Genomic DNA, 13,351 nt, shown 5'->3' on the forward strand with positions numbered 1-13,351 from the left:
ATGAGCAGCACGACCGACAAGATCAAGGGCGCTGCCAACGAGGCCGCCGGCAACATCAAGCAGGGCGTCGGCAACGTCACCGGCAACGAGAAGATGCAGGCCGAGGGCAAGGCCCAGGAACTCGAAGGCAAGACCCAGCGCACCGTCGGCAAGGCCAAGGAAGGCGTCAAGGACGCTGCGGACGCGGTCAAGAGCAAGCTCTGAAGCAGGGCCCGGCGTCCCGCGACGGACCCGACGGACGGGGCCGCGCCCGATCGGGTGCGGCTTCTTCGTTTTCGGTCTCGGGGCTGGTCGGACCGCGCCCGCTCGACGGCCGGCGGCATCCACCGCAACGCCGCGCGGGTCACGACGAGACCGTTCTTTACGACAGGAATTTCATCATGAACAGGGATCGGATCGAGGGCGGCATCCGCAACCTCAAGGGCCGCGGCCACAGCGCGCTCGGCGCCGTGGCGGGGCGGGCTCGCCCGCAGGTCGAGGGTGCCTACGAGCAGATCGCCGGCGTGGCGCAATCCGCCTATGGCCGCACCCGCGAGCGGGCCGAAGACATCTACGAGGACGGCTACCGCATCGCCGACGAGGCGGTCTCCCGCGGCCGGCACCTCCACGACGAGGCCCGTACCCGCGGGCGGCACTACCGCGATGCGGCCAGCCGCCGCGGCCGTGCCCTGGCGGTCCGGGCCGACGAGAACCGCGGTACCACGCTGGCGCTGGTCGCCGCGGCGGCCTTCGGTCTCGGCTGGCTCGTGAGCCGCCGTCGCTGATGCGGGGGCAATCGGGGTCGGGCGTTGACGCCCGCTCCGCGATGCTGTCCGAAAGGGCGGATAGCGGAGCAAGTTCGAAGAGATGCCGGCGCGATCCTGGCTCGACCTGACGACGGAGGAGATCCGCGGCCGCGACATGGGCCGGGCCATCGCGGTGCTGCCCGTCGCGGCGATCGAGCAGCATGGGCCGCACCTGCCGCTCGGCACCGACGCCCTCATCGCCGAAGGCTATCTGGAGCGGGTCGCGCGGCTCGTGCCCGAGGCGCTCGACGTGCTGATCCTGCCGGTCCAGGCGGTCGGCAAGTCGGACGAGCACGACGCCTTCCCCGGCACCCTGACCCTGACCGCGCGGACCGCCCTCGCCGCCTGGACCGAGATCGGAGCGAGCCTGCACGGCGCGGGCTGCGGCAAGCTCGTGATCGTCTCCTCGCACGGCGGCAACAGCGCGCTCGTCGACCTCGTGGCCGGCGAATTGCGGGGCCGGTACGGCATGGTCGCGGTGACGACCTCGTGGAGCCGGCTCGGCCTGCCCGAGGGACTGTTCCCGGCCGACGAGATCCGCCACGGCATCCATGCCGGCGGCATCGAGACCGCGCTGATGCTGGCGCTGCGGCCCGACCTCGTGCGGCGCGAGAGGACCGAGAACTTCGAGCCCCGCACCGTGGCGATGGAGCGCGACTTCACCCTGCTGCGTGCCGGCCGCCCGGCGGCCTTCGCGTGGAAGACGCAGGATCTCCACCCGTCGGGCGCCCTGGGCGATGCCCGCCTCGGCACGGCGGAAGCGGGCGAGGCCGCCCTCGACCATGGAGCGCGCGCCTTCGTGAGGCTGCTGGAGGAGGTGGACCGCTTCGCGCTGTAGCGGTCTCCACCCGCCGAACCCCACGCGTCATGCCAACCGGCGCCGATCCCGACGCATCGCCGGTTGCCCGCGCGAAGGCGCGGCGGCGGGCGTCCGCCGGACGCAGGGAAGACGACCAGCGGTCGGCTTCCCTGCAACGAGGCGCTCCTCATGCTTCGCTCCGTTCTCAAGAAGCCGTCGGGTGCAACGCTTCCACCGCCTCGCAGGCCGCCCCCACGCCATCCTCACCCGTCATCCGCGCCTTGGCCGCCGAGCAGGCCCGGGCGACGGCCGGATCGGCCAGCAGCCGGTCGAGCGCGCCCCCGGCCCGGCCCGGCGTGAAACGGCGGCGGCTCACGCTGGTGCCGAGGCCGAGCCGGTGCAGGCGCCGCGCCTCGTCGAAGTGATCGAAGGCGACGGGGACCACGAGTTGCGGGATTCCGGCCGCGAGCGCCTGGGCGACGGTGCCGATTCCGCCGTGGTGGATCAGGGCCGCGCAGCGCGGCAGCAGGCGGCTGAACGGTGCGTAGGACAGATGCAGCACGTTCGGGGGCAGAGCGCCGGGCACCTGCCCGCCCTGCGGCGCGAGGAGGATGCCGCGGCGGCCCGTGCGTGCGCAGAGGCGGAGCGCCGTCCGGAAGAAATCCTGCGCCCGGCCCATGGCCGATCCGTAGGTGAAGGCCAGGGGCGGCGCGTCCACATCCAGGAAGGCGGAAACGGACGGGTCGAGTTCGGCCCGATCGCCGAAGCGGTCCGCGAGCGGAAAGCCGGTCTGGATCGCCTGGGGCGGCCAGTCCGGCTGCGGCGCGGCGTACCAATCGGGGAAGGCGAGGAGCACGCGCTGCGGGCTGCTCCACCAGTGGCGCAGCCGGCGCACGGGGGGCAGGCCGAGACGCGCACGGAATGCGTTCAGAGGCGGCAGGGCGGCCGGGTCGATCACGGTGCGATCCGCACCGCGCCCGATCCAGTGACGGAAACGGGGCGGCAGCCATTCCGGAAGCGGCAGGCCCGGCAGCATCGGCGGATCGCTGCGGCTCTCGACCAGCAGCGGCATCAGATGCAGCGTGGCGAGGCTGACGCCGAGCTTGTCCTGCGCCACGCGGGCGCCGAGCGCCAGCGTCGAGGCGAGCACGACGCTCGCGCCGGGGCGGACGGTCCCGGCAAGCCAGTGATAGGTCGGCTCGGTCAGCGCCGAGACGTGTCGGAACATCGCCCACGCTCCGCGCCAGGGGCGCCACAGGCTCGGCTCGGCCACGACACGGCGGTAGTCCGCCTCCGTCCCCAGGGCGAAGAAGGGAAGTCCGGCCCGGGCGGCCATCGCCGCGAAGGGGGCGGGGGCCGCGAGCGTGACCGCGTGACCGCGTGACCGCAGCGCGCTTCCCATGGCAAGCAGCGGCAGCACATCGCCGTGGCTGCCGACGGCAACGATGAAAACCTGCATGGATCTCGACTTCGGCTTGCACTCGTCGTGCGCGGGACGGGGCAGACAGCCGGCTTCGCCGGATCAGAGCGGAAGGGCCGGTTCGAGTTCGAGAGAGAGGGCCGGGACGGGGGCCGGGGCCGGGACCGGCGCGAGCACGCGCTCGCGCAGGCTTTGAGATCCGAGCGTCATCGCGAAGAAGTCGTAGGCACCGGGCCGCTCGTTCGCGAGGAGGAACTGGAAGTGCATGCGGAAGGGACGGAAACGCACCCGCCGGTAGGTTTCGGGGCGGAGCAGGTCGCGGAAGCGCGCCGAGCGGACCAGCGGATTGGCCACGGGCCGCCCGCACAGGCCGAGATCGAGATCGTGCAGCGGGTTGAAGCCCGGAAAGTTCATCCAGTCCTGCGGCGCGTGGAAGTCGCACCAGACCACGCGCCGGTCGGTGACGAGGCGGGCGATCTGCGCCCGCAGAGGCCCGGCCGAGGGCTGCATCGCCACGAGCGGGAGCCCGGACCCCAGCGTCACGAGCGACAGGGCTGGGCACGGCGGGCCGATCATCGCCTCCTCCCCCGCCTCGCGGGCGAGGAGGCGGGCGGCGATCTCGACCGCGGTCAGCCCACCCGAGGAATGGCCGACGATCATGACCTCGTCGATCCGCTCGCCCCCCTCCCCGCGCGCCTGCGCCAGACAGGAGCGGACGTGATCGGCGAAGGCGTCGAGGCGACGGTCGTAGTCCGGCCGGCGACCCCCGCCGTGCTGCCAGTTGAAGACCCAGTCGTTCAGGAGCTGCCAGAAGAAGACGCGGTTCAGGAAGGCCTCGATGGCCTTGATCCAGGCGAGGCCGGCGGCGATGCCGAGCGGCAGGGACACCCAGATCGGCAGGCCGAGGCTGTGGCCGAGATGGGCGTGAACCGTCCCCCCGATGAGGATCGACAGGAGTCCGAGGAGGACCACCATCGCGAACGGGTAGAGGATGACGTTCCCGTATTTCCAGTTCAGCCGGTAGAAGCGGAACAGCAGGCCGCTCACGAGAGCGTGCAGGGTGCCGACGATGAGGAGCGCCACGCTGACGAAGCGGGAGCGGGCGAAATCGGCGGCGACGATATCGTCCCACAGGAGCACGTCGTAGCGGGTCTCGGCCCCCTCACCCCGGTCGGGCGCACTCACGGTCCAGCTCTGAACCAGTCCGTCCCCGCTCAAGCAGGCGCGGGAGATCTCCCGCTTCCCGCCGCCGAAGCGCTTGGTGTAGCGAGACCATTCCCGCACGAAGAGCAATCGATAGCGGGTCCGCGCCTCGGGATCGTAGCCGGGAGCATAGAAGACGTGACGGCGCCGCACCGTCTCGAACGGCGTTCCCTGCAAATCCGGCGGCGTGAAGCTCAGAGAATTTCGCATACGCTCGAGCGCCTTATCCGGATCAATGCTCTCACGCGGCGACGACAAGTTCACGCGCAGCCTTCAATGAGCATCGATGCTCTGCGAAGCACATCATCATACGATATAATTCCACGACTCGTGATTCGAACCCGTCACGGCAAGCAGGAAATGTAATATCCATTCCGCGGGCATATGCCCGGGCTCTGCATTCGCTCCCACGAGGGGTCACGAACGCGCCTGCGACGTCGCTGCCACGATCTCACGCTTCGTCATCCCGGGACGCCGACAAGCGAACCCGGACCCGAAGGGGCGCGCCAGGGGCGTGCCATCCACGACGGGCCGCGACGCCGCATCACGGGTGGATTTCCGGGTTCCGCTGCGCGGTCCCGATGGGAGCGTCAGCCCGAGTTCGGAGCCCTGGGCCGGCGCGCCGGACGCTTGAGCGCGCCCGTTCCGTCGCCCAACCCGTCGGCCCGCCCCTCACAGGGGGCGGGCGAGTCTCCGGCAGCCGATGACGATCCCGGACACGGACACCAGCAGGCCGCCGAGGGCGAGGAGCAGCATGAGCGCATCCCAGGCCGGACGGTTGCGGACGAGGACGCGGACGTCGAGGCTGTGCAGGCCGTTGAACAGCCAGCGCTGGATCCGGTTCGAGCGATCCATGCGCCCCAGAATCTCGCCCGTCGCCGGATCGATGTGGAACCATGTCGCGGCCGGATCGGCGAATGCGACCCGCAGAACCGGGAGCACCGGCTCGTCGTGGTGCCCGTACCAGTAGGCATCCTCCTGCCCGACGACCCTGATGCCGGGCGGTGGGGCGTCGGGCAGGAGACGGCGCGCCGAGGCCGCGAGCGCCGCCCTCGGCAGCGCGTCCGCCCGGCAGCAGAGGCGCGACCGGCCGTCGGGACACGCGAGAACCACGACGGGCCGGCCGTCGACCCGGCTGAAGCGCCCCTCCACGGCACCGGGACACGCGGCGGTCAGGGCCGCGCGGTCGTCGGGAAACGGGATGCCCGCGGGGCCGGCATACCGCACCAGGGCCGCGCGGTCGGGCTCGGGAGCGGAGAACCAGCGGTTGGGGTTCATCGAGAGCCAGCCGCTGACGATGAAGGTGAGGACCGCCGTGCCGGCGACGAGGCCGCCGAGATGGTGCCACGCCATCCAGCCGCGATAGGGCGTGACCGCCCCCCGGGCGTAGCGCCGCCGCAGCCGCACGCGGATCAGGCCGACCGTCAGGCCGGTGGCCGCGCCGAGGATCGCGACCCCGGAGAGCCACAGGATCACGTCGCGCCACAGCCCCTGCCGCGCCCGCAGCGGCGTGAAGTAGAGCCAGTGCGGCACCGCGCCGAACCAGTTCCAGAACCGCTCGCGCCGCGTGGTGTCGAGAACGATCTCGCCGCTTGCGCGCGAGACGTAGAGCTGCGTACCGGCCTCGTCCCCGAGGGCGATGCGGTGGAAGGGCCGCGAAGCGTCGAAGCGCTGATGGACCGACCACTGGTCGCGCTCGACCACGCCGAGATCCACCGGCGCACGGGCCGCCGGGTGAGCGGAGGCCGCCGCCAGGGCCCGCTCCGGATCGATCCCGGCGATCATGCCGCCGTCCACGGCCGAAACCGTCCGGGCCGGCCCGTCCCACGGCACGATCCGGTAGACCGGCCGGTCGACGAGCATGGACAGCGTGATCCGCCGCGCGTCGCGCTCGCCGAGGCCGGCGCGGCCGAGCGCCGCCTCGGGCGTCAGGGCGACCCGGTCCCAGGCGATGGCGGGAAGGGCGGCGCGGCGCTCGGCCTCGGTCAGGCGCGGGAAGCCGACATACATCATCACCACGCCGGACACGAACCAGACGGCGAAGAACAGGCAGGTCACGATGCCGAGCCAGCGATGGCCGAGATAGAGCCACCGCCGCAGGCGCTTTCCCGGCCGTGTCATGGCCCAGCGTGTCATGGCCCAGCGTGTCATGGCCAGGGCGCCACCGGACGCGACCGCCTCACAGGAACTTCGCCGGATCGGACTCCGGCGGCGGCGGGGCGACGTCGCTGCGGTTCCACCAGCCGCCGCCGAGGGCCTGGAACAGGGCGGCGGTGTCGGCGTACTCGGTCGCGCGCGCGCCCGCCGAGGTGACGAGCGCCGAGAGGTAGCCCTGCTGGGCGATCAGCACCTGCGTCGCGTTGACGGCGCCGGCCGAATACTGCTTGCGGACGAGCCCGAGGCTCTCGCCCGTCGCCTTCTCGGCGGCGGAGGCCGCCGCCACCGCTTTGGCATCGAACTGGAGCGCCCGCAGGCTGTCGGCCACGTTCTGGAACGCGGCGATCACCGTGGCCCGGTACTGCGCCTGGGCCTGGTTCAGGGTCTCCTCGGAGGCGCGCTGGCGCCGATAGAGCGTGCCCGCATCGAAGATCGGCTGCGTCGCTTGGCCGATGATGGTGAAGAAGCCCGCCGCCGGATTGGTGAGCTGGGCGAGCCGCACCGCGCTGGAACCGCCCGTCGCCGTGATGTTGAACTGCGGCAGCCGGTTGGCGACGGCGACGCCGACATTGGCGCTCGCCTCCTTCACCTGGGACTCGGCGGCCTTCACGTCGGGCCGCTGCTGCACGAGGCGCGAGGGCAGGCTCACGGGCAGCCGCGTCGGCAGGCGCAGCGCATTCAGGGTGAAGGTCTCGGCGACCTCGTCGCTCGGCAGACGGCCGGTCAGGGCGGTGAGCAGGTTGCGCTGCTGCGCCAGTTGCTTCTCCAGCGGCGGCAATTGCTGCTGCGACAGCGAGAGCGCGGCCTGCTGCACCACCACGTCGGCGCCCGCGATCTGACCGAGCTTGAGCTGCTTGTTGTAGAGTTCCAGCACCTCGGTCTGCGCCTGGATCACCCGCTTGGTCGCCTCGATCTGGGCGCGCAGGGCCGCCTCCTGGATCGCGGCGGTCACGACGTTGGCGGTGAGGCTGAGATAGGCCGCCTCGAGCTGGAAGCGCTGGTTCTCGGCCTCGGCCTCCAGCGCCTCGATCTGGCGGCGGTTGCCGCCGAACACGTCCGGGTTGAAGGCGACGGTCACCTGCGGCGTGTACAGGCTGTAGAGATAGCGGCTCTGGTCCTGCAGCGGCGATTGCAGTTCGAGCCCCGGCGCCCGGGCGCCGAGCGCCTGCGGGTTGGCGGTCAGCGTCGGGAACAGCGTGCCGCGCTGGGCCAGAACGTTCTGCTGCGCGATGCGCAGGGAGGCCTGCGCCGCCTCCAGGGTCGGGTTGTTGGCCAGCGCCTCCTCCACGAGGCGGTTCAGCGCCTTCGAGCGGAACAGGGTCCACCACGCCCCCGGAATGTCGGCCCCGGAGACGAAGCTCTGGTCGGCCGAACCGCCCTGGCCGGTGCGGATCGCGTCGGCCGCACTCGGATTCCTCAGCGGCTCCCTGGTGTAGCGCGTCACCGGCGGATCCGCCGGAGGCCGGTAGTCCGGTCCGACCATGCAGCCGCCGAGCGCGCCGCAGAGGCCGGCGATGCCCAGGCCGGCGGCGAGACGAGCCCTCCGCCGCACGTTCCGCTCCTGACGACCCATCACGCGGCAACCCGGTTTGCGGCCGGCACGGCCCCGTCGTTCGGCCGGCGGCGGGAGAACAGGGAGATCAGGACCGGCAGCACCACGAGGATCAGGTTCGGGGCGAGCAGGATGCCGCCGACCACCACCAGCGCCAGGGGCTTCTGCACCTGGGACCCGATGCCGGTGGAGACCGCCGCGGGCAGGAGGCCGACGCAGGCCGCCACGCAGGTCATCATCACCGGCCGCATCCGCACGATCGAGGCGTGGCGGACGGCCTCGGCCCGCTCCCAACCCTCGTCGAGGAGCTGGTTGTAGTAGGCGAGCAGGATCACGCCCTCCATCGTCGAGATGCCGAACAGGGCGATGAAGCCGATCGCCGCCGAGATCGAGAACGGGGTGTCCGTGAAGAACAGGGCGAAGATGCCGCCGATCATCGCCATCGGGATCACCGAGAGGGTGAGCAGCATGTCGGTGACGGAGGAGAAGTTGACGAACAGGAGCAGCGCGATCAGCCCCAGGGTGATCGGCACGACCACGCTGAGCCTCGCGACCGCCTCCTTCAGGTTGGTGAACTGGCCGACCCATTCGAGGTGGAAGCCGGGCGGCAGCGCCACCGTCTCCGCGACGCGGGCCTGCGCCTCCAGCACCGCGCCGCCGAGGTCGCGTCCGCGCACCGAGAACTTCACCGGGATGTAGCGCTGCTGGTCCTCGCGGTAGATGAAGGCGGCGCCCGAGACGAGCTCGACGGTGGCGATCTCCGAGAGCGGGACCTGCACCACGCCGCCGTTCGGGTTCGGCGCCCCGACCGTGATGCTGCGGATCGTGTCGAGCGAGGAGCGGTACCGGGACGCGAGCCGCACCCGCATCGGAAAGTGGCGGTCGGAGCCGTACTCGTAGAGGTCGCCCGCGGTCTGGCCGCCGATCGCCGCCGCGACGGTGGTGTTCACGTCGCCGATCGAGAGGCCGAAGCGGGCGGCCTTGCGGCGGTCGACGTCGATCTGGACGGTCGGCTGGCCGAGGGATTCGAACACCGCCAGATCGGTGATGCCCGGCACGCTCGCCAGCGCCGCCTTCACGGCGTTGGCGGTGCGGGTGATCTCGGCGAGGTCGTTGCCGTAGATCTTGACCGAGTTCTCGCCCTTCACGCCCGATGCCGCCTCCTGGACGTTGTCCTCGATATATTGCGAGAAGTTGAACTCGATGCCGGGAAACTCCGCGTCGAGGCGCTTCGAGAGGTCGCGGATCAGCGTCTCCTTGTCCAGTCCCTTGCGCCACCGGTCGATGGGCTTGAGCGGCGCCAGGATCTCGACGTTGAAGAAGCCGGTGGCGTCGGTGCCGTCGTTCGGCCGGCCCTGATGCGAGATCACGGTGACGACCTCCGGCACCTCCCGGAAGATCTTGCGCAGGCGCTGGACGTAGGCGTTGCCGGCTTCCAGCGAGATCGAGGCCGGCATCGTGCCGCGGACGTAGAGGTTGCCCTCTTCGAGCCGCGGCAGGAATTCGAGGCCGAGGTCGCGGGTGGCGAGCCCGGACACCGCCAGGATCGCCAGGGTCACGCCGAGGGCGAGGATGCGGTTGCGCAGGCCGAAGCGCAGGACGATGCGGTGGCCGAACCGCAGGATCCGCACGATCGGCGTGTCGCGCTCCTTCACGCGCCTGGGCAGGATGATCGCCGAGAGCGCGGGCGAGACCGTGAAGGTGGCGAGCAGGCCGCCGACCAGGGCGTAGGCGTAGGTCTTGGCCATCGGCCCGAAGATGTGGCCCTCGACGCCGGTCATCGTGAACAGCGGGAGGAAGCCGACGATGATGATGGTCGCGGAGAAGAAGATCGCCCGGTTCACCTCGGCGCCGGCGATGGCGATGGTGCCGAGCCGGCCGGTCAGACCGCCGGGCGCAGGCACCCCCTCGGAATGCTCGGGCTCGGCCAGATGCCGGAAGATGTTTTCGACCATGATCACGGTCGCGTCCACGATCAGGCCGAAATCGATCGCGCCGAGCGACAGCAGGTTGGCCGAGTCGCCGCGCAGCACCAGAATCAGGATCGCGAAGCCCAGCGCGAACGGAATCGTCGCCGCCACGATGATCGCGCTGCGCAGCGACCCCAGGAACAGCCACTGCACCACGAAGACCAGCACCACGCCGAAGACGAGGTTGTGCATCACGGTGTGCGTGGTGGTGTGGATCAGTTCCGAGCGGTCGTAGATGCGCTCGATCTTCACGCCGGGCGGCAGGATGGTCGAGCCGTTGATCCGCTCGATCTCGGCCTCGACGCGCTGGAGCGTCGGCAGGCTCTGGCCGCCGCGGCTCATCAGCACGATGCCCTCGACCACGTCCGGGTCGTCGTCCTGGCCGACGATGCCGAGCCGCGGCGCGTGCGAGACGCGCACCTCCGCCACGTCGCGCACCAGCACCGGCACGCCGTTCACCTGCGTCAGCATGGTGTCGCGGATGTCGTCCATGTCGCGGATCAGGCCGATCCCGCGCACCACCGCCGACTGCTCGCCGACGTTGAGCGTCTGGCCGCCGACATTGATCGAGGAATTGTCGAGGGCGTTGACGAGCTGGACCAGGGTCATGCCCAAGCCTTGCAGCCGGGCCAGATCGACGGCGATCTCGTACTCCTTGGCCTTGCCGCCGAAGGCGGTGACGTCGACCACGCCGGGGATCGCCTTGAAGCGGCGCTGCAGCACCCAGTCCTGCAGCGTCTTCATATCGGCCGGGGAGAAGCCCGGCGGGCCGACGAGCTTGTAGCGCATGATCTCGCCGACCGGGCTCGTCGGGGAGATCTGCGGCTGGGCGCCGTTCGGCAGCGGCGGCAATTGCGACAGGCGGTTGAGGACGCGCTGGAGCGCCTCCTCATAGGTGAACTCGTAGTTGAACTGCACCTTCACGTCGGAGAGGCCGAACAGCGAGATGGTGCGCACCACCTGCGCGTTCGGGATGCCGGCAAGCTGGACCTCGATGGGGATCGTGATGTAGCGCTCGATCTCCTCCGCCGACTGGCCCGGATTCTGGGTGATCACGTCGACGAGCGGCGGGACCGGATCGGGATAGGCCTCGACGTTGAGTTGCAGGTAGCTCGCGTAGCCGAGCGCGAGCATCATCACGAAGCCCAGGAACACCAGCACGCGCTGGCGCAGGGCGAAGACGATCAGGCTGTTCATCGCCCGCCCCTTACGACGCCTTGTCGCCCGAGGCGGCACGGTCGATGAACAGGGCGCCGCGGGTGACGATCGCCTCGCCGGCCCGCAGGCCCTCGACGACCTGGGCGACGTCGCCGTTGACGAGGCCGATCCGCACGGGGCGGGCGGCGATCGTGCCGTCGGCCCCGGCGACCCAGACATGGGCGCTGGGCCCCTCGTAGACGATCGCCGCGAGCGGCACGGCGGGCGAGGGACGCGGCGGGCCGGTGACGATGGTGAAGGTGGCGAACATCTCCGGCCGCAGCACCCGGTCCGGGTTCTCGACCTCGCTGCGCACGGCGAGCCGGCGCGTCGCCGCGTCGAGGCTCGCGGCCATGTAGTCGATGCGGGCCTTGAACACCCGGTCGCCGAAGCCCGCCACCCGCGCCTCGACCGGCTGGCCGACATGCACCTTCGGCACTTCGCTCTCGCGGATGTTGGCGATGAGCCAGACCGTCGAGAGATCGCCGATGACGAAGGCGGGATCGCTCGACGAGGAGAGGAACTGGCCGACGCCGACCTTGCGCTGGACGATGGTGCCGGCGATCGGCGCGCGGATCTCGACGTCCGAGTTGAGATGACCGCTCTTCTCGAAGGCGGCGATCTCCGCGTCCGACTTGCCGAGGAGGCGCAGCCGGTTCTTCACCGCGTCGAGACTCGCCTCGGCGGTCTTCAGGTCGCTCTGCGCGGCGATGACGTCGTTCTGGGCCGACTGGTAGTCCTTCAGCGCGACGGCCCGGGCCGCGAACAGTTCCTGCTGGCGGGCGGCGATGGTCTGGTCGAGCTTGAGCAGCGCCTGCTGCTTCTGCAAGGTGTTGAGCGCGCTCTGGTAGTCGTTCTGCGCCTGGACCATGTCGCTGGCCTCGAGCGTCAGCAGGAGGTCGCCCGCCTTCACCTCCTGGCCCGCCCGGACCTGCACCTTGGTCACACGGCCCGAATAGGGTGAAGCCACCGGCACGTTGTCGTCCTCGTTGAGGGCGATGCGCCCCTCGGCCGACCCCTCGGGTCGGAACGTCACGGTCGCGACCGGCTGGATTCCGAAGGTGGCGCGCTGCTCCGGGCTCGGGCGGAAGACGCGGGCACCGGCCGCGTGCGCCTCGCCTGCGGGCTCCGAGGCCGGCTCCGCCGTGCGCCCGGTCAGCCGGGCGACGAGATCGATCGCGCCCTCGGCCGCGCGCCGCGTCGGCTGCGGAAAGGCGACGGCGGCCGCCACGAGAGCGACGACCGGGATCAGCACGACGACCGCGCGCCGCAGGCCGGTGCGGTGCCGGCGCGCGTCGCGAGCGCCCTCAGGGGTCTGAGGCGAACAGGGCTTACCCGCGTCCATGGTCGTCTCTGGTGGATCGGTTCGACCGAAGCCGAACCGGATGCGGCCTATCGTCGATCATTATGACAAGCCCAAGTCTGACCCGAATTCTGTCCCGAATTCCGTCGCCGGACGAGGACACGGCGCTTGAAGCTTTTCTGTGGCCATCGCGAGGGCGTGATCCACCGCGAGCCCGGCCTCATCCGGCGGCTCCGTCAAGGCGCCGGACGTGGGGTCAGGATCGGCAGGGATGGGATGGTGCCGGTTGCGGGACTCGAACTCGCGACCTACCGCTTACAAGGCGGTTGCTCTACCAACTGAGCTAAACCGGCAGTGCTCAACCCGCTACCAGCCCGACCCGGACCGCGCAAGCGCGCCCATGGGTATCGCCCCCGTCTCCACGGACCGCCCCTTGTATATTGCGCGCAACTGATCTTGCGTTTCACGGCCGAGTGCAAGCATTCGGCCCGAGCCGGCTCCGGGTCATCGCCTCGAAACCCTGTCGAGCCTGCGGTTCACGACGCATCGTCCGGCCTCGGTGCGGCGGCAACTCGCTGTCGGCGAGCATCTGCTCCGCCGTGTGGACGAAGCGGGCGCTGCGCAGTCGCGTCGCCGACAGATGGACTGCGACCGTGAGATGAGCGGGCCAGGCGGCCGCCTCGCGGCAAGGCCTCGGCCAGGATCCGGGCCCCGATCTCGGGCATCAGGCCCGCTTCCTCGGCGCCCGCTACGAACCCGGCGGGCGAGATCGCCACCCCGTCCGCTCGGCATCATCGGATCGACGGCCTGGGCAGCCGGCCAACGGCTTGCCCTGAAGTTGAACGTTTTCGGGAGAACCCGACCGTCCCGCCGCAACCCGTTACGAATCGCTCGGACCGCGCGTTCCTCGCCGCGGCGAAAGCGTAACCGCATCACACAGATGTGATACGATATCCGGTTGATGA

General features: G+C 70.7%; 9 protein-coding genes and 1 tRNA gene. 3 read left to right on the forward strand and 7 right to left on the reverse strand.

The annotated features are described in order from the left end of the window. The 3 genes from PGN25_09185 to PGN25_09195 all read left to right on the forward strand — a co-directional run bounded on the left by PGN25_09185 (position 1) and on the right by PGN25_09195 (position 1,623). On the forward strand, positions 1–204 hold the full coding sequence (locus PGN25_09185; protein ID MEH3117749.1) for a CsbD family protein: 204 nt from the start codon (positions 1–3) through the stop codon (positions 202–204). Positions 205–380: 176 nt separating this feature from the next. After that, positions 381–764, forward strand: coding sequence for a CsbD family protein (locus PGN25_09190; protein ID MEH3117750.1), 384 nt, complete (start codon positions 381–383; stop codon positions 762–764). 82 nt (positions 765–846) lie between these two features. Next, positions 847–1,623 (forward strand): creatininase family protein, encoded by a 777-nt coding sequence (locus PGN25_09195; protein ID MEH3117751.1) that lies wholly within the window; start codon positions 847–849, stop codon positions 1,621–1,623. Positions 1,624–1,789: 166 nt separating this feature from the next. On the opposite strand, the gene PGN25_09200 is transcribed toward PGN25_09195, so the two are convergent. The 7 genes from PGN25_09200 to PGN25_09230 all read right to left on the reverse strand — a co-directional run bounded on the left by PGN25_09200 (position 1,790) and on the right by PGN25_09230 (position 12,739). Then, the gene (locus PGN25_09200; protein ID MEH3117752.1) at positions 1,790–3,043 is read right to left on the reverse strand and encodes a glycosyltransferase; all 1,254 of its coding nucleotides are present in this window, start codon (positions 3,041–3,043) and stop codon (positions 1,790–1,792) included. A 63-nt stretch (positions 3,044–3,106) separates the two neighbouring features. Continuing rightward, positions 3,107–4,417 carry an alpha/beta hydrolase gene (locus tag PGN25_09205; GenBank protein ID MEH3117753.1) on the reverse strand — a complete coding sequence of 437 codons (1,311 nt, stop codon included), beginning with the start codon at positions 4,415–4,417 and terminating at the stop codon, positions 3,107–3,109. Positions 4,418–4,879: 462 nt separating this feature from the next. Next, positions 4,880–6,328: a PepSY domain-containing protein gene (locus PGN25_09210; GenBank protein ID MEH3117754.1), complete on the reverse strand. Its 1,449-nt coding sequence runs from the start codon at positions 6,326–6,328 to the stop codon at positions 4,880–4,882. A 58-nt stretch (positions 6,329–6,386) separates the two neighbouring features. Next, entirely contained in the window at positions 6,387–7,916 is a 1,530-nt protein-coding gene (locus tag PGN25_09215) for an efflux transporter outer membrane subunit (protein ID MEH3117755.1), read from the reverse strand. A 20-nt stretch (positions 7,917–7,936) separates the two neighbouring features. Beyond that, the gene (locus PGN25_09220) at positions 7,937–11,083 is read right to left on the reverse strand and encodes a CusA/CzcA family heavy metal efflux RND transporter (protein MEH3117756.1); all 3,147 of its coding nucleotides are present in this window, start codon (positions 11,081–11,083) and stop codon (positions 7,937–7,939) included. Positions 11,084–11,093: 10 nt separating this feature from the next. Further along, on the reverse strand, positions 11,094–12,428 hold the full coding sequence (locus PGN25_09225) for an efflux RND transporter periplasmic adaptor subunit (protein ID MEH3117757.1): 1,335 nt from the start codon (positions 12,426–12,428) through the stop codon (positions 11,094–11,096). A gap of 235 nt (positions 12,429–12,663) precedes the next feature. Then, positions 12,664–12,739, reverse strand: a tRNA-Thr gene (locus PGN25_09230). Between the last annotated feature and the right edge of the window lie 612 nt (positions 12,740–13,351).

Source organism: Methylorubrum populi, from assembly GCA_036946625.1.
Taxonomy (GTDB): domain Bacteria; phylum Pseudomonadota; class Alphaproteobacteria; order Rhizobiales; family Beijerinckiaceae; genus Methylobacterium; species Methylobacterium populi_C.